17 protein-coding genes are annotated in these 17,169 nt (G+C 72.1%); 3 read left to right on the plus strand and 14 right to left on the minus strand.

Annotated features, from left to right (window positions below; all coding sequences use genetic code 11):
- Positions 1 to 51: 51 nt before the first annotated feature.
- Positions 52 to 2,580, minus strand: a complete 2,529-nt coding sequence (locus tag ACFWN1_RS00605) for an ATP-dependent Clp protease ATP-binding subunit (protein ID WP_384356602.1) — start codon at positions 2,578 to 2,580, stop codon at positions 52 to 54.
- 430 nt (positions 2,581 to 3,010) lie between these two features.
- Here ACFWN1_RS00605 and ACFWN1_RS00610 point away from each other — a divergent pair, with 430 nt between their 5' ends.
- Positions 3,011 to 3,781 (plus strand): SCO3374 family protein, encoded by a 771-nt coding sequence (locus tag ACFWN1_RS00610; RefSeq protein WP_384356605.1) that lies wholly within the window; start codon positions 3,011 to 3,013, stop codon positions 3,779 to 3,781.
- On the opposite strand, the gene ACFWN1_RS00615 is transcribed toward ACFWN1_RS00610, so the two are convergent.
- The 10 genes from ACFWN1_RS00615 to ACFWN1_RS00660 all read right to left on the minus strand — a co-directional run bounded on the left by ACFWN1_RS00615 (position 3,760) and on the right by ACFWN1_RS00660 (position 11,986).
- Positions 3,760 to 4,095 carry an Lsr2 family protein gene (locus ACFWN1_RS00615; RefSeq protein WP_384356608.1) on the minus strand — a complete coding sequence of 112 codons (336 nt, stop codon included), beginning with the start codon at positions 4,093 to 4,095 and terminating at the stop codon, positions 3,760 to 3,762. The genes ACFWN1_RS00610 and ACFWN1_RS00615 overlap by 22 nt on opposite strands.
- Before the next feature lie 204 nt (positions 4,096 to 4,299).
- Positions 4,300 to 4,833, minus strand: coding sequence for an amino-acid N-acetyltransferase (locus tag ACFWN1_RS00620; RefSeq protein ID WP_384356611.1), 534 nt, complete (start codon positions 4,831 to 4,833; stop codon positions 4,300 to 4,302).
- A gap of 9 nt (positions 4,834 to 4,842) precedes the next feature.
- Positions 4,843 to 5,238, minus strand: coding sequence for a BlaI/MecI/CopY family transcriptional regulator (locus ACFWN1_RS00625; RefSeq protein ID WP_384356844.1), 396 nt, complete (start codon positions 5,236 to 5,238; stop codon positions 4,843 to 4,845).
- 67 nt (positions 5,239 to 5,305) lie between these two features.
- Positions 5,306 to 5,482, minus strand: a complete 177-nt coding sequence (locus ACFWN1_RS00630; RefSeq protein WP_384356614.1) for a hypothetical protein — start codon at positions 5,480 to 5,482, stop codon at positions 5,306 to 5,308.
- Between the two features lie 146 nt (positions 5,483 to 5,628).
- A complete protein-coding gene (locus ACFWN1_RS00635) occupies positions 5,629 to 6,309 on the minus strand; it encodes a hypothetical protein (protein WP_384356847.1) in 681 nt (226 codons plus the stop codon).
- Positions 6,310 to 6,448: 139 nt separating this feature from the next.
- Complete coding sequence (locus tag ACFWN1_RS00640) at positions 6,449 to 7,246, minus strand: type III pantothenate kinase (protein ID WP_384356617.1); 798 nt, start codon at positions 7,244 to 7,246, stop codon at positions 6,449 to 6,451.
- A 5-nt stretch (positions 7,247 to 7,251) separates the two neighbouring features.
- Complete coding sequence (gene nadC, locus ACFWN1_RS00645; protein WP_384356620.1) at positions 7,252 to 8,232, minus strand: carboxylating nicotinate-nucleotide diphosphorylase; 981 nt, start codon at positions 8,230 to 8,232, stop codon at positions 7,252 to 7,254.
- Positions 8,233 to 8,280: 48 nt separating this feature from the next.
- Positions 8,281 to 9,981: an L-aspartate oxidase gene (locus ACFWN1_RS00650; RefSeq protein ID WP_384356623.1), complete on the minus strand. Its 1,701-nt coding sequence runs from the start codon at positions 9,979 to 9,981 to the stop codon at positions 8,281 to 8,283.
- Positions 9,978 to 10,979, minus strand: coding sequence for a pantoate--beta-alanine ligase (gene panC, locus ACFWN1_RS00655; RefSeq protein ID WP_384356626.1), 1,002 nt, complete (start codon positions 10,977 to 10,979; stop codon positions 9,978 to 9,980). Before panC ends, ACFWN1_RS00650 begins: the two co-directional genes overlap by 4 nt.
- Positions 10,976 to 11,986, minus strand: coding sequence for a Rossmann-like and DUF2520 domain-containing protein (locus ACFWN1_RS00660; protein WP_384356629.1), 1,011 nt, complete (start codon positions 11,984 to 11,986; stop codon positions 10,976 to 10,978). Before ACFWN1_RS00660 ends, panC begins: the two co-directional genes overlap by 4 nt.
- A 166-nt stretch (positions 11,987 to 12,152) precedes the next feature.
- On the opposite strand from ACFWN1_RS00660, the gene ACFWN1_RS00665 reads away from it, so the two are divergent.
- Positions 12,153 to 13,325, plus strand: a complete 1,173-nt coding sequence (locus tag ACFWN1_RS00665) for a threonine aldolase family protein (protein WP_384356632.1) — start codon at positions 12,153 to 12,155, stop codon at positions 13,323 to 13,325.
- An 85-nt stretch (positions 13,326 to 13,410) separates the two neighbouring features.
- Complete coding sequence (locus ACFWN1_RS00670; RefSeq protein ID WP_384356635.1) at positions 13,411 to 14,514, plus strand: DUF5937 family protein; 1,104 nt, start codon at positions 13,411 to 13,413, stop codon at positions 14,512 to 14,514.
- 20 nt (positions 14,515 to 14,534) lie between these two features.
- Here the strand turns inward: ACFWN1_RS00670 and ACFWN1_RS00675 are convergent, their stop codons facing one another.
- From ACFWN1_RS00675 to ACFWN1_RS00685, 3 genes are all read right to left on the minus strand, one after another.
- Positions 14,535 to 15,236: a response regulator gene (locus ACFWN1_RS00675; protein ID WP_384356638.1), complete on the minus strand. Its 702-nt coding sequence runs from the start codon at positions 15,234 to 15,236 to the stop codon at positions 14,535 to 14,537.
- A gap of 255 nt (positions 15,237 to 15,491) precedes the next feature.
- The gene (locus ACFWN1_RS00680) at positions 15,492 to 15,692 is read right to left on the minus strand and encodes a hypothetical protein (RefSeq protein WP_381264854.1); all 201 of its coding nucleotides are present in this window, start codon (positions 15,690 to 15,692) and stop codon (positions 15,492 to 15,494) included.
- Between the two features lie 78 nt (positions 15,693 to 15,770).
- Entirely contained in the window at positions 15,771 to 16,952 is a 1,182-nt protein-coding gene (locus ACFWN1_RS00685; RefSeq protein WP_384356641.1) for a helix-turn-helix domain-containing protein, read from the minus strand.
- Positions 16,953 to 17,169: the final 217 nt, after the last annotated feature.

Genomic DNA, 17,169 nt, shown 5'->3' on the forward strand with positions numbered 1-17,169 from the left:
GTGCCCGAAAGCACCGGCCCCCTTCCCGGACCTACGCGAGCCCCCGCAGGGTCACGCGTCCTTGCTCAGGTTGGGACCCGCTCCGCCGGCCGCCTGCTCGATCGGCGGGGCGTCCGGGAGCGCGGCCTTCTCCTCGCCCCGGAAGGTGAAGGTCTGGCTGTCGCCCTCGCCCTCGGTGTCCACGACCACGATGTGACCGGGGCGCAGCTCACCGAAGAGGATCTTCTCCGAGAGGGTGTCCTCGACCTCGCGCTGGATCGTGCGACGCAGCGGACGCGCGCCCAGCACCGGGTCGTAGCCCTTCCTGGAGAGCAGTTCCTTGGCGGACTGGGAGAGCTCGATGCCCATGTCCCGGTCCTTCAGGCGCTCGTCCACCTTGCCGATCATCAGGTCGACGATCCGGAGGATGTCGGCCTGGGTCAGCTGCGGGAAGACGACCACGTCGTCGACACGGTTGAGGAACTCGGGACGGAAGTGCTGCTTCAGCTCGTCCGACACCTTGTTCTTCATGCGCTCGTAGTTGGTCTTCGAGTCGCCGGAGGCGGCGAAGCCCAGGTTGAAGCCCTTGGAGATGTCCCGCGTGCCGAGGTTGGTCGTCATGATGATGACCGTGTTCTTGAAGTCCACGACCCGGCCCTGGGAGTCGGTCAGGCGACCGTCCTCCAGGATCTGCAGCAGCGAGTTGAAGATGTCCGGGTGGGCCTTCTCGACCTCGTCGAAGAGGACGACCGAGAACGGCTTGCGGCGCACCTTCTCGGTGAGCTGGCCACCCTCCTCGTAACCCACGTAGCCGGGAGGCGAACCGAAGAGGCGCGAGACCGTGTGCTTCTCGCTGAACTCCGACATGTCGAGGGAGATCAGCGCGTCCTCGTCACCGAAGAGGAACTCGGCGAGCGCCTTGGACAGCTCGGTCTTACCGACACCGGACGGACCCGCGAAGATGAACGAGCCGCCGGGACGCTTCGGGTCCTTCAGACCGGCCCGGGTACGGCGGATCGCCTTGGACAGCGCCTTGACGGCGTCGACCTGGCCGATGACCCGCTTGTGCAGCTCCTCCTCCATGCGGAGCAGGCGGCTGGACTCCTCCTCGGTCAGCTTGAAGACCGGGATGCCGGTGGCGGTGGCGAGGACCTCGGCGATCAGCTCGCCGTCGACCTCGGCGACGACGTCCATGTCGCCGGCCTTCCACTCCTTCTCCCGCTTGGCCTTGGCGGCCAGGAGCTGCTTCTCCTTGTCGCGCAGGGAGGCGGCCTTCTCGAAGTCCTGCGAGTCGATCGCGGACTCCTTGTCCCGGCGGACACCGGCGATCTTCTCGTCGAACTCGCGGAGGTCCGGCGGCGCGGTCATCCGGCGGATACGCATCCGGGAACCGGCCTCGTCGATCAGGTCGATCGCCTTGTCGGGGAGGAAGCGGTCCGAGATGTACCGGTCGGCCAGGGTGGCGGCCTGGACCAGCGCCTCGTCGGTGATGGAGACGCGGTGGTGCGCCTCGTACCGGTCGCGCAGGCCCTTGAGGATCTCGATCGTGTGCGGCAGCGACGGCTCCGCGACCTGGATGGGCTGGAAGCGGCGCTCCAGGGCCGCGTCCTTCTCCAGGTGCTTGCGGTACTCGTCCAGCGTGGTGGCACCGATGGTCTGGAGCTCACCGCGGGCCAGCATCGGCTTGAGGATGGAGGCGGCGTCGATCGCGCCCTCGGCGGCGCCCGCACCGACCAGCGTGTGCAGCTCGTCGATGAACAGGATGATGTCGCCGCGCGTGCGGATCTCCTTGAGCACCTTCTTCAGGCGCTCCTCGAAGTCACCGCGGTAGCGGGAGCCGGCGACCAGGGCACCGAGGTCCAGGGTGTAGAGGTGCTTGTCCTTGAGGGTCTCGGGCACCTCGCCCTTGACGATGGCCTGGGCGAGGCCCTCGACGACGGCGGTCTTGCCGACGCCGGGCTCACCGATCAGCACCGGGTTGTTCTTGGTGCGGCGGGACAGCACCTGCATGACCCGCTCGATCTCCTTCTCGCGCCCGATGACCGGGTCGAGCTTGGTCTCACGAGCGGCCTGGGTGAGGTTCCGGCCGAACTGGTCCAGGACGAGGGAGGTCGAGGGGGTGCCCTCGGCCGGGCCGCCGGCGGCGGCCGTCTCCTTGCCCTGCTGGTAACCGGAGAGCAGCTGGATGACCTGCTGCCGCACCCGGTTGAGGTCTGCGCCCAGCTTGACCAGGACCTGGGCGGCTACGCCCTCGCCCTCACGGATCAGGCCGAGCAGGATGTGCTCGGTACCGATGTAGTTGTGGCCGAGCTGAAGGGCCTCGCGGAGCGAGAGCTCCAGGACCTTCTTGGCACGGGGGGTGAAGGGGATGTGCCCGGACGGGGCCTGCTGGCCCTGACCGATGATCTCCTCCACCTGCTGACGGACCGCCTCAAGCGAAATGCCGAGGCTCTCCAGGGCCTTAGCGGCGACACCTTCACCCTCGTGGATGAGACCCAGGAGGATGTGCTCGGTGCCGATGTAGTTGTGGTTGAGCATCCGGGCTTCTTCCTGAGCCAGGACGACAACCCGCCGCGCGCGGTCGGTGAACCTCTCGAACATCGTTAATCGCTCCTCAGAGCGGTCAGGCAGTGGGGGGAACTTCCCCTCCCTGTCCTTCCGCAGCTTAGTCCCGCAAGCGGGGACCGCTCATTCCGACTGCCGACACCGTCGATGGCCTCCTGACCCCGAACGCCGACATCTGCTCCAACTCGATGGTGCGAGACGATGTTCCCGCAGGCCAGGCAGTTACCCCACTCACCGTTGCGCCGATGGCGAACGTGAGACGGCCCTTCATGCGTGTCGACCCCTCCCACTAGGCATGTCTTACCCGCGGGGACCGGCGGTCCATGCCGCGCGCCCCGGTTCCCTCCGCTATGGGCGAACAACCTCACGACTTCCCGTTCGCCCACGCACTCCCCCTCGCCGCACACAGCGCAACTGTCCGGACGCTCAGCGTAACTCCTGACGGGTTCAGGCGGTTGCACCTGGCATGGCTGGCTCAATTCCCCCGGCGGCATCCGCGGCGTCCTTCCCGACGGCGTCCCCGGCCGCATCGGCGCCCCCCTTCCCGCGTCCGAGGCGCCCGCCCGGCCAGGACCCCGAGACGGCGGCCCGGGGCTGGTACGAGAGCGTGCTGGGCTGGGCGACGGCGCCCGGAGCGCCGCTGCGGCTGGTGACGGGGGTGCGGTTCGACGTGCTGGACGTCCCGGCCGAGGCGGGGGCGGCGGCGCTCCGGCATCTGGCGCCGGATTCCCCGGTGGCCCTCATGGGCGGCCGGATGCGGCTGCTGGTGGCCGCGGGCAGCGCGGACGAGCTGCCGCAGCTGCTGGACTGGCTGGAGTGGGGGGCGCTGGCGCTGGACCTGCGGACGCTGGGCACCGGGGAGCTGCTCCAGGCACCGGTGCCGCCCGAGCGGGCCGTGGGCGCGGCGGCGGTGCGGCGGTCAGGCGCCGGGGCCTTGCAGGGGGCCGGGCCGGGGGCCGGGGCCTTGCAGGGGGCCGGGCCGGGGGCCGGGGCCTTGCAGGGGGCCGGGCCGGGGGCCGGGGCCTTGCAGGGGGCCGCCGTATGGCTGCGACCCCCCGAGCCGGGGCGCGATGTGGAGGCGGCGCTGCCCGCGCTGCCGTCCTTCGAGGGCGTGGCGGGCGCCCCCGATCTCGCACGGCTGGTGGACACCGTGGCGGCACAGTGCCACCGGGTCCGGCTGCGGGTGGGCGCCGAGCCGCCCGTACGGGGGTGTGATCAGCCGTTGGCCTTCTCGTAGGCCTCGCGGATGCCGGCGGGAACGCGGCCGCGGTCGTTCACGTCGTAGCCGTTCTCCTTGGCCCAGGCGCGGATGGCCGCGGTGTCCTGGTTGCCACCGGAAGCGGCGCGGGTCTTGCCGCGGGTACCGGAGGAACGGCCACCGGTGCGACGGCCGCCCCTCACATACGCGTCGAGAAGGCCGCGCAGCTTGTCCGCGTTGGCGCTCGTGAGGTCGATCTCGTAGGTCTTGCCGTCCAACGCGAACGTCACGGTCTCGTCGGCCTCGCCGCCGTCGAGGTCGTCGACAAGAAGGACCTGAACCTTCTGTGCCACCGGATTTCCTTTCATCGAAAAGGTGAGGACGGGGGAGGTCCGCGGCGTACGCCGTTTAGCCGCCCCTGTTATATGCAGTGCAGCAGTACGCCGGAAAGCAAACCGCCTTTGCCGGAAAAACACAAACCCTCGGGGAGAGACCACGTACCCTCTCCCGTCCGGAAACGTGCGCGTTTCGGACATAGGGAACCGGGGCATTGGCGATCACAGATGCAGAAGCATCCGGCTGTTGCCCAAGGTGTTGGGTTTCACTCGTTCGAGACCGAGGAACTCCGCGACACCCTCGTCATAGGAGCGCAAGAGCTCCGCGTACACATCGGTGTCGACCGGTGTCTCACCGATCTCCACGAAGCCGTGCTTGGTGAAGAAGTCGACTTCGAAGGTCAGACAGAAAACGCGGCTAACGCCGAGCCGGCGCGCGGTCTCCAGCAACTTCCCCAGCAGCCGGTGCCCGACCCCGGCGCCCTTGAGGGCGGGGTTCACCGCGAGAGTGCGGACTTCGGCGAGGTCTTCCCACATGACGTGCAAGGCGCCGCAGCCGACGACCTCGGCGTTGTCGTCGCGTTCCGCGACCCAGAACTCCTGGATGTCCTCGTAAAGCGTGACCGTGGCTTTGTCGAGCAGGATGCGGTCACGCGAGTAGGCGTCGAGGAGTCGGCGGACAGCGGGAACATCGCTGGTCCGGGCGCGCCGGACGGTGAGGGCATTCGGCGGGACTTCGGGGCTCTTCGCTGACATGGGCGGACGCTATCGCCCGCCGGCGTCCTCCGCCGAACCGGGGTTCTCGCGCGTTTGCGGCCCCTGGACGATACGGATGGCGTCACTGAGGGCCTGGCGCTGTTGCTCGCTCATCATCCCGAAGAAGGCGACGAGGGCGGCGGCCGGGTTGTCGCTCTGCGACCACGCGTCGTTCATGAGCGCGGCCGCGTAGGCGGCTCTGGTGGAGACGGCCTCATATCGATAGGCGCGCCCTTCCGCCTCTCGGCGGACCCAGCCCTTCTGATGGAGATTGTCCAAAACCGTCATGACGGTGGTGTACGCGATCGAGCGGTCCCGCTGGATGTCCTCCAGGACTTCCCGGACGGTCACCGGGCGGTTCCACTTCCACACCCGTGACATGACGGCGTCTTCGAGATCTCCCAGGGGACGAGGCACAAAACAAATAATAGTGGGAGATCCGGTCAAATCGGAGCCGACGTGCGGGGTCCGCTCAGGCGTCGCCGGGGGCGGTCCGGGAGGCGCTCTCCGTGCGGGCGACGGCGGCGTCGACGGCCGCGTCCTCCCTGCTCTTGGCCGCCCCGCCCTGGGTCTTCACGATCACCCTGACCACACCGATGAAGAACACGGCCATGACGACCGGGGGCACGAGCGCGGAGACGTAGTCCATGTGACCAGAGTAGCCAGCCGGAGCGGGCGGACCGGGGCCGGGTGGGCTGCATGTCCCCCGTATGTCCCCTGTAGGTCCCCCGGCATGTCACGCGGCATGTCACGCGGCAGGTCGCACGACATGTCCCCCCGCCCCGTCGGGCCGGGTCAGCCCGCGGCGAGGTGGTGGGCGTGGTCCTGGCCGGCGGGCGGTGACTGCGGTTTGCGGCGGGGGAAGACCTCGCCGGGGGTGGGGACGGGGCGCTTGGGGGCCGCCGGTTCGGCGGGATGCTCGCCGGGGCGCGGGACCGGGGGGCGGGCGGGCTCCTCGGCGGGCTTCTGGGGGGCTTCCCCGGCCTCGTCGGCCCCGGTGGGCCCGGACGGCCCCGCGCCGCCCGGGAGGGCCAGCAGACGAGCGCGGGAGGGTGGTGCGGCGGGGGCGGGGACGGTGGGCGCCGGGACGGGCGCGGCCGTGGGCGGCACCGCGAAGCGGGGACGGACGCACCGTTCGACGTGCTCCTGGCAGTGAGCCAGGAGCGCGGCCGCCACCGAGTTGCCGCGCAGCGCGCGCAGGGCCGCCAGATCGTCCGGGACCGGCCGGTGCCCGGCGCCGAGCGCCTCCTGGAGCAGGGTGAGGTAGCCGGCCGCCGTGCCGGGCAGGGCGGCGCGGTAGCGGTCGAGGTCGGCCAGCAGGAAGGCGCGCAGGCGAGCCGCTTCGTCCAGTGCCTCGTCGACGGAGTCGGCTAGGCGGAAGCAGTCCTGCACGTCCTCGGCCGAGGACGTGCCGGGGTGGAGGGCGAGGGCGAGGGCACGACGGAGCACACGCAGCTCCTCCGCGCCGAACGCCATGCCGCCGCGAGTTCCGTAGGGCGTGGGCATGCGGCGACGCTACGGCTAATCGGACAAAAGTTACGGACCGGTGCGTCGTGCGACGCGTGTCGGACCCAGGGTTCCCCCGCCCGGCCCTGAGTCCCACGCGCCCCGGCCGCTACCTGCGCGGCACGTTGCGCTCGTAGACCAGGCGCAGGCCGATCAGGGTCAGCCAGGGCTGGTGCTCGTCGATCACCGAGGACTCGCCCAGCACCATCGGCGCCAGACCGCCGGTGGCGATCACGGTGACGTCGTCGGGGTCGTCGGCCAGCTCGCGCGCCATCCGGCCGACCACGCCGTCCACCTGGCCGGCGAAGCCGTAGACGATGCCGGACTGCATGGCCTCGACGGTGCTCTTGCCGATCACGTTGCGCGGGCGTGCCACCTCGATCTTGCGGAGCTGCGCGGCCTTGACGCCGAGCGCCTCCACGGAGATCTCGATGCCGGGCGCGATGACCCCGCCGACGTACTCCCCGCGCGCGGAGACGGCGTCGAAGGTGGTCGCCGTGCCGAAGTCGACGACGATCGCCGGGCCGCCGTACAGCTCGTTGGCGGCGACCGCGTTGATGATGCGGTCGGCGCCGACCTCCTTGGGGTTGTCGAACTGCACCGGTACCCCGGTCTTGACGCCGGGCTCGACCAGCACCGAGGGCACGTCGCCGTAGTAGCGGCGGGTGACCTCGCGCAGCTCGTGCAGCACCGAGGGCACCGTCGCGCAGATGGCGATGCCGTGGATGCCGTCGCCCAGTTCCTCGCCGAGCAGCGGGTGCGTGCCCATCAGGCCCTGGAGCAGCACCGCCAGCTCGTCGGCCGTGCGGCGCGGGTCGGTGGACACGCGCCAGTGCTCGACGATGTCCTCGCCGTCGAAGAGACCGAGGACGGTGTGGGTGTTGCCGACGTCGATCGTGAGCAGCATCCGTGTCACTCCGCCGGGCGCAGGTCCAGGCCGATGTCGAGCACCGGCGAGGAGTGGGTGAGGGCACCGACGGCCAGGAAGTCCACACCGGTGTCGGCGTAGGCGCGGGCGTTCTCCAGGGTGAGCCGCCCGGACGCCTCCAGCTCGGCGCGGCCGGCCGTGACGGCGACGGCCTCGGCGCACTCACCGGGGGTGAAGTTGTCCAGCAGGATCAGGTCGGCGCCCGCGTCGACCGCCTCGCGCAGCTGGTGCAGGGTGTCGACCTCCACCTCGACGGGCAGGTCCGGGAAGGTCTCCCGTACTGCCGTGAACGCCTGGGTGACGCCGCCGGCGGCGAGTACGTGGTTGTCCTTGACCAGGGCGGCGTCGGAGAGCGACATGCGGTGGTTGACGCCGCCGCCGCAGCGCACCGCGTACTTCTCCAGGGAGCGCAGGCCGGGGGTGGTCTTGCGGGTGTCGCGCACGCGCGTGCGGCTGCCCTCCAGCACGTCGGCCCACGCGCGCGTGGCGGACGCGATGCCGGACAGGCGGCCCAGGATGTTCAGCGCGCCGCGCTCGGCGGTCAGCAGGTCGCGGGTGCGGGCGGTGACCGACAGCAGACGCTGCCCGGCCTCCACGAGGTCGCCGTCCTCGACGTGCCGCTCGACCTCGAACTCGTCCTCGCAGACCACGGAGAGCACGGCCTCGGCGATCCTGAGGCCCGCCACCACGCCGGCCTCGCGGGCGACGAAGTCGGCGGTGGCCACCGCGTCCTCGGGGATGGTCGCCACCGTGGTCACGTCCACGCCGCCGGCCAGATCCTCCTGGACGGTGACGTTGGCGATGTCCTCGATCTCGACGGGGTCGAGCCCGGCCTCGGCCAGCAGCGCGGCGAGCGCGGGGTCGAGACCGCACTCCAGTTGCTCTTCGCCCTCCTCGTCCGCGCCGCAGGCGCAGCCGTCGCCGCAGCCGCCGGTCGGGGCGAGGGGAAGGTCGTCGGTGCTCACGTTCGTCACTGCTCCTGGGGAGGCGGGTTCACCCGGTGGACAGAGATGTCACCGGGCAGGGGGGAAGTCTGCGCTCTCGGTGGTGCGTACGGCCAGCGAACGGTCCGCGCGGAGGGTCACCACCAGGTGGCGCCGCCAGTGGAGGTCGTCGCGGCCGGGGTGGTCCTCGCGCCAGTGGCAGCCGCGGGTCTCCTCGCGCAGCGCGGCCGCGGCGACCAGGACGCGGGCCACGTCCAGGAGGTTGGTGGTCTCCCAGGTGTCGACGCCGGGCTCGGCGGTCTTGCCCTCGCCGTCCAGGGCGTCGCCGGCGCGGGTGTGCAGCTCCGCGAGGCGCCGGGCCGCGCGCTCCAGGGAGGCGGCCGAGCGGAGCACACCCGCGCCCTCGGTCATGATCCGCTGGACGGCGAGCCGGTCCTCGGGCGCCAGCAGGGGGTGCGCGGGGGTGCCGGAGTGCGGGACGGGCGCGGGCACGCGCGGGCCGTTCCCGGCGTGCCCGGCCTGCTCCGACGCGATGTCCGCGGCGAGGCGCTCGGCGTAGACGAGCCCTTCGAGCAGGGAGTTGGAGGCGAGCCGGTTGGCGCCGTGCACCCCGGTGCAGGCGACCTCCCCGCACGCGTACAGGCCGGGGACCGTCGTACGGCCGCGGTCGTCGGTGCGGACACCGCCGGAGGCGTGGTGGGCGGCCGGGGCGACCGGGACGGGCTCGGTGACCGGGTCGATGCCGTGGGCGCGGCAGGCGGCCAGGATCGTCGGGAAGCGGTGCTCCCACATATGGGCGCCGAAGTGCCGGGCGTCGAGATACATGTGGTCGGCGCCCACCTCGGCCATCCGCCGCATGATGGCCTTGGCGACGATGTCGCGCGGGGCAAGCTCGGCCAGCTCGTGCTGGCCGGCCATGAAGCGCGTGCCGTCGGCGTCGACCAGGTGGGCGCCCTCGCCTCGCACCGCCTCCGAGACCAGCGGCTGCTGGCCCTCGGCGTCGGTGCCGAGGAAGAGCACGGTCGGGTGGAACTGCACGAACTCCAGGTCGCTGACCTCGGCGCCCGCGCGCAGCGCCAGCGCCACGCCGTCGCCGGTGGCGACCGGGGGGTTGGTGGTCGAGGAGAACACCTGGCCCATGCCGCCGGTGGCGAGCACCACGGCGGGCGCGTGCACCGCGCCCACGCCGTCGTGCTGGCCCTCGCCCATGACGTGCAGGGTGACACCGGCCGTGCGGCCCTCGGTGTCGGTGAGCAGGTCCAGGACGAGCGCGTTCTCGATCGTGCGCAGGCCCCGCGCGCGGACGGCGTCGACCAGCGCGCGGGAGATCTCCGCACCGGTCGCGTCGCCGCCCGCGTGGGCGATGCGGCGCCGGTGGTGGCCGCCCTCGCGGGTGAGCTGGATGGAGCCCGCGTCGTCGGTGTCGAACCGGGCGCCGGTGGCGATCAGCCGCCGTACGGCGTCGGGGCCCTCGGTGACCAGGAGGCGTACGGCGTCCTCGTCGCACAGGCCCGCGCCCGCGACCAGGGTGTCGTCCCGGTGCTGCTCGGGGGTGTCGCCGTCGCCCAGGGCGGCCGCGATGCCGCCCTGCGCCCAGCGGGTGGAGCCGTCGTCCAGGCGGGCCTTGGTCACGACGACCGTCGTCAGCCCGGCCGCCTCGCAGCGCAGCGCGGCGGTCAGGCCGGCCACGCCGGAGCCGACCACCACGACGTCGGCCGGGATGGACCAGCCGGGGGCGGGGGCGTGCAGTCGTATGCCGGTGGTGGTCACAAGGCGGCTCCAGGGCTGCCGAAGGTGAGCGGGACGTTGTCGATCAGCCGGGTCGAGCCGACCCGCGCGGCGATCGCCAGGACCGCCTCGCCGGTGAAGTCGTCGGCGATCTCGGTGAAGTCGGCCGGGTCGACCAGGGCGAGGTAGTCCAGGTCGAGCGGCGGGTCGAAGCGGGCGGCGTCGTCCAGGGTCTGGCGGGCGGCCGCGCGGACGGCCGCCGGGCCGCCGGGCGCGACGGTGGCCACGGCGTGCGCGTCGGCCGCCGCCCGCGACTCGCCTATGGCGCTCAGCGCCTCGGCACGCGCGTGCGTGGACGGCACCTCCAGGGCGCGGGCACGCAGCGCCTCCTGGGCCGCGTGCCGGTCCCGGCCCGCGAACAGGGCGCGGGACAGGGTGAGGGCGGTGGCGCGCTCGGCGGGGGCGAGGTAGCGGTTGCGGCTGGACAGGGCGAGCCCGTCCTCCTCCCGGACGGTGGGCACGCCCACGATGTCCACGCCGAAGTCGAGATCCCGGACCATGCGCCGGATGAGCGCAAGCTGCTGGGCGTCCTTCTGCCCGAACAGGGCCACGTCGGGGCGGGTGAGGTGCAGCAGTTTGGCGACGACGGTGAGCATGCCGTCGAAGTGGCCGGGACGGATGGCGCCCTCCAGGCGGCCGCCCATGGGGCCCGCGGTGATCCGCACCTGGGGCTCGCCGCCGGGGTAGACCGCCGCCACGGCCGGGGCGAACACCGCGTCGGCGCCCGCGCGGCGGGCGAGCGCGAGGTCGGCGTCCACGGCGCGCGGGTAGCGGTCGAGATCCTCGCCCGCGCCGAACTGGAGCGGGTTGACGAAGACGGTGACGACGACCTCGCCGTCCGCCCCGGCGATCTCGCGGGCGGCGCGGATCAGCGTGGCGTGGCCCTCGTGCAGGGCGCCCATGGTCATCACGACGGCACGGCGGCCGTGGCGCACGCGTGCGTGCAGCTCGTCGGCGGTGCTCAGCAGGGCGGTGGTCATCGGTCGTTCCCCTCGGGGCCGTTCTCTTCGTCGTCTCCGCCGGCATCAGAGCCGGTGCCGGTGCTGCTGCCGGTGCCGGTGCCGGTCTCCTGGTCGGCGAGCACGCCGAGCAGATCCTCGGCCAGCTCGGCCTTGAGCAGGCCGTGCGCGAGGGCGCGGTCGGCGGTCGCGCGGGCCATCGCCACATAGCCGGCGACGGTCTGCGGGGAGTGCTCCCGCAGCTCGGCGATGTGCGCGGCGACGGTGCCCGCGTCCCCGCGCGCGACGGGGCCGGTGAGGGCGGCGTCGCCGAAACGCAGGGCGTTGTCCAGTGCGGCGCCGAGCAGCGGGCCGAGCATCCGGTCGGGGGCGCCCACCCCGGCGGTGCGCAGCAGCTCCATGGACTGGGCGACGAGGGTGATCAGGTGGTTGGATCCGAGGGCGAGGGCCGCGTGGTAGAGCGGACGGCTCTCCTCGCTGATCCACTCCGGCTCGCCGCCCATCTCGATGACCAGGGCCTCGGCCGCGAGCCGCAGCTCCTCGGGCGCGGTGACGCCGAAGGAGCAGCCCGCCAGGCGCTGGACGTCCACGGGGGTGCCGGTGAAGGTCATGGCCGGGTGCAGCGCGAGCGGCAACGCGCCCGCGCGCAGGGCCGGTTCGAGCACCGAGACGCCGTACCGGCCGGAGGTGTGCACGAGGAGCTGGCCGGGGCGGACGGCGCCGGTCTCGGCGAGGCCGGTGACCAGGCCGGGCAGGGCGTCGTCGGGGACGGTGAGCAGCACCAGGTCGGCCCGCCGGAGCACCTCGGCCGGGGGCACCAGCGGCACCCCGGGCAACGTCTTCCCTGCGCGCCTGCGGGAGGTGTCGGAGACGCCGGAGACGGCCACCGGGCGGTGCCCGGCGAGCTGGAGGGACGCGGCCAGGGCGGGGCCCACGCGTCCGGCGCCCACGACGCCGACGGTGAGCCGCGCGGGGCGGTCCTGGGTGCCTGTGCCGGCTGTGCCGTCAGGGGGATGGACTGTACTCACGCGACCGTGACCTTCCCGTTCCAGTCCGCTCTGGGTACCGGACGATTTCTCGTCATGTTAACGCTATCCGGCGTCCGGGCCCCGGTCGTCCACAGGCTGTGGGCGCACCGACCCGCACCGACCCGCCCCGCGCGGAAACCGGTACCCTCGCGGTGCCCGGCGCGGCATGATCCCCCTCATGAGCGACACGGACGGCCAGGAACACCCACTCTCCCCACTCTCCATACGCGAGCGACGCCGGACAGCCCTGCGTACGGCGCCCCGCGCGCTGTCGCGCGGAGGCTGGCGCGGCACGCTGCGCGAGCGCCTGACCGCGCTGACGGAGGCGGCGCCCGGGGTGTACGACCTCGACGAGCCCACCGACCTCTACGGCGACGGCGTGGTGGCCGCCCTGGAACGCCGGGTCGCGGAGCTGCTCGGCACCGAGGCGGCCGTGTTCTTCCCGACCGGCACCATGGCCCAGCAGGTCGCCCTGCGCTGCTGGGCCGCCCGGACCGGCAACCCCGCGGTCGCCCTGCACGCGCTGTCCCACCCCGAGGTGCATGAACGCCATGCGTTCAGCCAGGTCAGCGGCTTGCGCCCGGTCGTCGTCAGCCATGAGCCGCACCCGGTGACGGCCGCCGAGGTGCGCGGCCTGGACGAGCCCTTCGGCGCACTCATGCTGGAACTCCCGCTGCGCGACGCCGGGTTCCTGCTGCCGTCCTGGGAGGAGTTGACCGAGGCGGTCGAGGCCGCGCGGGACCGCGAGGCGGTGGTGCACTTCGACGGCGCCCGCCTGTGGGAGGCCACCGACCACCTCGGCCGCCCGCTGGACGAGATCGCGTCCCTGGCCGACAGCGTCTATGTGTCGTTCTACAAGTCCCTCGGCGGCCTGGGCGGCGCCGCGCTGGCCGGTCCCGCGAGCCTCGTGGAGGATGCGCGCACCTGGCGGCACCGGTACGGGGGCACGGTCTTCCAGCAGTTCCCGACCGCGCTGTCGGCACTCGTCGGGCTGGAGCGGGAGCTGCCGAGGCTGCCCGAGTACGTACGGCACGCGCGCGTGGTGGCCGCCGCGCTGCGCGAGGGGTTCGCCGCGGCGGGGCTGCCGTGGGCGCGGGTGCACCCCGGGGTGCCGCACACCCACGACTTCCAGGTCTGGCTGCCGTTCGAGCCCGAGGTGCTGGCGGAGGCGGCCGTCGCGCAGGCCGAGGAGACCGGCACGCTGCTGTTCGCCGGCGCCTGGAGCTCCCGCGGTCCGGGCCTCGCCGTCACGGAGGCCGGCGTGCGCGCGGCGGGCCTGGCGTGGACGGCGCGGGACGTACGGGACGCGGCCGTGGACTTCGCCGGACGGCTGGGCTGAGCCCGCTGCCTCACGGACGCCCCCTGCGTCGACCGCGGCCGTCGGTCCAGGGGGCGTTGTCGGTGGCGGGGGGCACCATGGGGACATGAGCGTGACCATCGACATCGCGGGGCTCCCGGCGGAGCGCATCTCCGTGGTGCCCTCACCGCTGGCCGAGCTGGGCCTGTCCCTGCACGCGCTCAGCGAGCCGGGCCACCACCCGGAGCTGCGGGGCTGGGTGACCGCCGTCTCCGGCCGGCTGGACCCGTACCTGGCCGACCGGCTGTGCGAGGCGGACTTCCTGTGGCGTACGACGTTCTCGGACGTGTTCGCCCCGTTCGCCGGACTCCCCGGCCGGCGCGGGCTGCCGGGCGGAACGCTCGCCGAGGAACTCGACATGCTCGACAAGCTGACGGACGAGCAGTTCGTGGACGTGGCGCTGGAGTTCACCTGCCACTCCCAGTACTCCCAGCGGAGCGCCGGCCCGCTGGGTGACCCGGAGCTGCGCCGCCGCGCCCTGGACCTGGCCGCCGCGCGGGGCCCCGTCCAGGAGCGGTTCGCGAGCCGGCTGCTCCAGGACCCGCCCGCGATCCGTGCCTGGTTCCGGCAGCTGGTGCTCGACTGCGACGAGGCGTTCTTCGCCGGCACCTGGGCCCGGCTCCAGCCCCAACTGGCCGCCGACGCCCGGCACAAGACCGAGCTGCTGCGCCGCAAGGGCCCCGCCGAGGCGCTCTCCTCGCTCTCCGGCGCGGTGTCGCTGGACGAGGAGGCCGCGCTCATCACGGTCGACAAGCTCCTGGTCGGCCGGGGCACCACGGGCGACGGCGGTCTGACCCTGGTGCCGACCAGCCTCGGCTGGCCGCATGTGCTGGTGCTGCACCGGTACGGCTGGCAGCCCGTGATCACCTACCCCGCCCAGGCCACCCGCCCCGAGGCACCCACCGTCGAGCAGCTCACCCTCCGCATGGAGGCCCTCGCCCACCCCACGCGGTTGCGCCTGTGCCGCCATCTGGCCCGCGCCCCGCACAGCACGAGCGAGCTGGCCGACGCGCACGGCATGTCCGCGCCGGAGATATCCCGGCACCTGGCCGTGCTGAAGAAGGCGGGCCTGATCACCAGCTGCCGGCGCGGCCGGTACGTCCAGCACCAGCTGGACCTGGCCGCGGTGTCCCGCCTGGGCAGTGACTTCATCGAGGGCGTCCTGCGCTGAGACCCCGAGGGCACGGGGACCTACAGGTGGCCGCCCGCCCGCACGAGGCCCGTCTCATAAGCGAGGACGACCACCTGGACGCGGTCGCGCAGCCCCAGCTTGGTGAGGATGCGGCCCACATGGGTCTTCACCGTGGCCTCGGACAGGACCAGGCGGGCGGCGATCTCGCCGTTGGACAGACCCTGGGCGACCAGGATCATGACCTCGCGCTCGCGCTCGGTGAGCCGGGCCAGCTCCGCGTGCCGGGGCTCCCGCACGGCCGAGGGCAGCATCGGGGCGAACCGGTCGAGCAGCCGGCGCGTGGTGGAGGGGGCAACGACCGCGTCCCCGCTGTGCACCGCGCGGATCGCGCTGAGCAGCTCGCCCGGCGGCACGTCCTTGAGCATGAAGCCGGAGGCGCCCGCCTTCAGCCCGGAGAACGCGTACTCGTCCAGGTCGAACGTGGTCAGGATGAGCACCTTCGGCGGCTCGGGGTCCGCGCAGACGCGCCGGGTCGTCTCCACCCCGTCCAGCTTGGGCATGCGCACGTCCATCAGGACCACGTCGACGTGGGTGGTGCGCAGCACCTCGAGCGCCTCCACCCCGTCACCCGCCTCCGCGACGACCTCCATGTCCGGCTGGGCGGCGAGCACCATCCGGAAACCGGTGCGCAGCAGCACCTGATCGTCGACGAGCATGACTCTTACGCACCCTACCGGGTTCGGGCTGTCTGAGGCAGTCATGCAAGCCAGGGTACGCAGCGAAGAGCCCCGTTCACCGGCCGCATGAGCGGGGCTGGGCCAGCGCTGCGTATTACCTACGATTTCCGCATCGCTGGCACTGGCACGGTGGCCACACGGAGGACAGCAGTGGGGGTAAGTCGTCCGTGCTCCAAACAATCCTCTGAGGGTTCCAGGTGCGCCCGCTGTCGCGAGAGACCCGAAGCGTCAGTAGTGGCCGTTCCGCGTCCTCCGCGTCACCCGCGCCGTCCCGGACACTCACTGATGACCTACCGGGTGCCGCCGCATGTAGACGTTGCAGTCGGTCACGGTCGTCATGTCGCCCCCGGCACGCGCACGATCTCGCACGGAGGCAAGTTCGGCGCAGCCGGCGCACCCCTCGACGGGGACCGGTTCAGGGTCCAGCCGCAACGGCAGTTCAACCGGCGAAGCGCTGTAGCGCGTGGGTTCGGTGGTCATGCCATCCGACGCTAGAGATCACCCCGGGCGGCGACAATGGCAGTTCAGTTCAAGATCATCAGGAAGTGCCACGAGGCGTCAAACGGGCAAACCCACCGTGTCAGCCAGCGAGCGTATGTCACTCGTCAGCGTCCTTCTCTTGGCCACGATGCGGCCGAGAATGTCACGGGCATAGCGCTGGTTCGGCAGCCACTCGGGAGCGGCGTCGCGGATACCGGCCAAGGTGTCGACGGCTTGCCCGTACTGCCGTGTGCTGGCGTAGGCGTTGGCCACGTCGAGCAGGTGACGATTGCGATTGTTCGAGGTGGGCCGGAGCCCCCCTGCCGGGATCTTCGCGGCAAGTTGGAGCACCACGTCCGGGCGGTCCAGGACCATGGCGTTCTCGGTCCGCTTGAGCGTCACCGTGATCGGGCCGAACGCCCGCAGGAAGTCCTCGCCAGGGGTGAACTCCCGCCCCAGGGCCACAGCGGCGGAGTGGGCCAGTCTCAGCGCGTCCTCAGCCTCTTCCGCACGATTGTCCCGCACGGCGGCAGCCGACAGACGCAGCAGCAGCCACCCCCACGCGCTGAGTTCGTCCGGGGTCGCCCGTGAGAGCCGGGGTTCCGTTTCGTCGGCCCACTGAGTGGCCAACTCCCGCGCCTCACCGAGCTTGCCCTGCCGCAGCAGCAGCCAGCACATTGTGTTGACCGTGGACGCTCCTTGCAGCCGGTCCGCAGAGCCGTCCAGAGCGGCCCGCAGGCACCACTCAGCCGCTTCGAACTGCCGGGTCTGCGTCAGAAGCCAACCGGTGAGCTGCAACAGGCGTACGCGGACGGCGCGCCCCTCCGGGTCGAGCTGAGCCACCGTGTCAGCATCCCGCAACAGAAGGGGCAGCACCGCCCGCAACTCTGCGAACCGGTCACCGGAGAACAAGGGCAAGGCAGCGCTGAGAGCGCCGCGCACCCCTGCCACGGTCGGCGGCTCGTCCAACTCGGCGGCGTTCCTCAGCGGAGCAGTCACCGCCCTTCTGACTGCTGCCCACTGATCAAGAGTGGCGGGGCTCGCCGCCTCTTTCACAGATTCCGCAACAAGCCGAGTGGTGGGCACCCTGAGCGAGGCAGCGAGCCGACGCACGGTTTCCAAGCGCGCGTCCTGCCGCTCACCCTGTTCGAGTTTGCGGATCAGCGAGACAGACACCCCGGACTCATGGGCGAGTTCCCGTTGGGTCATCCCCCGACGCTTGCGAACGTCCCTGAGCCGGTCACCCAAGTTGGCAGGCATGAGCCGAGAGTACGCCCGCCTACTGGGTGCCGCAGAGGACTTGACCACTGGGCGGGACCGCCGGCTGAAGCGGTGCCCTCTGAAACCCGTACCGGGGCCAGGCTGCCATTACGTTCCGGCCCCTGATCCGGGTGTCAAGGAGCACTCCCCACCCCTAACAGTGCCGTTCTAACCCCACGGCAGCGTCATTGCCGCAGCTCAGTGCGGTACGGGCGGC

Source organism: Streptomyces sp. NPDC058459, assembly GCF_042721685.1.
Taxonomy (GTDB): Bacteria; Actinomycetota; Actinomycetes; order Streptomycetales; family Streptomycetaceae; genus Streptomyces.

Excerpts from the sequence above, each read along its gene's own strand:
- ACFWN1_RS00670 (WP_384356635.1), top strand. The coding sequence starts at position 13,411 with ATGAGCGTGACCATCGACATCGCGGGGCTCCCGGCGGAGCGCATCTCC.
- ACFWN1_RS00635 (WP_384356847.1), bottom strand. The coding sequence starts at position 6,309 with ATGGCGTTCGGCGCGGAGGAGCTGCGTGTGCTCCGTCGTGCCCTCGCC.
- ACFWN1_RS00675 (WP_384356638.1), bottom strand. The coding sequence starts at position 15,236 with ATGACTGCCTCAGACAGCCCGAACCCGGTAGGGTGCGTAAGAGTCATG.
- ACFWN1_RS00685 (WP_384356641.1), bottom strand. The coding sequence starts at position 16,952 with ATGCCTGCCAACTTGGGTGACCGGCTCAGGGACGTTCGCAAGCGTCGG.
- ACFWN1_RS00610 (WP_384356605.1), top strand. The coding sequence starts at position 3,011 with ATGGCTGGCTCAATTCCCCCGGCGGCATCCGCGGCGTCCTTCCCGACG.
- panC (WP_384356626.1), bottom strand. The coding sequence starts at position 10,979 with ATGACCACCGCCCTGCTGAGCACCGCCGACGAGCTGCACGCACGCGTG.
- ACFWN1_RS00640 (WP_384356617.1), bottom strand. The coding sequence starts at position 7,246 with ATGCTGCTCACGATCGACGTCGGCAACACCCACACCGTCCTCGGTCTC.
- ACFWN1_RS00680 (WP_381264854.1), bottom strand. The coding sequence starts at position 15,692 with ATGACCACCGAACCCACGCGCTACAGCGCTTCGCCGGTTGAACTGCCG.
- ACFWN1_RS00665 (WP_384356632.1), top strand. The coding sequence starts at position 12,153 with ATGATCCCCCTCATGAGCGACACGGACGGCCAGGAACACCCACTCTCC.
- ACFWN1_RS00605 (WP_384356602.1), bottom strand. The coding sequence starts at position 2,580 with ATGTTCGAGAGGTTCACCGACCGCGCGCGGCGGGTTGTCGTCCTGGCT.
- ACFWN1_RS00630 (WP_384356614.1), bottom strand. The coding sequence starts at position 5,482 with ATGGACTACGTCTCCGCGCTCGTGCCCCCGGTCGTCATGGCCGTGTTC.
- ACFWN1_RS00620 (WP_384356611.1), bottom strand. The coding sequence starts at position 4,833 with ATGTCAGCGAAGAGCCCCGAAGTCCCGCCGAATGCCCTCACCGTCCGG.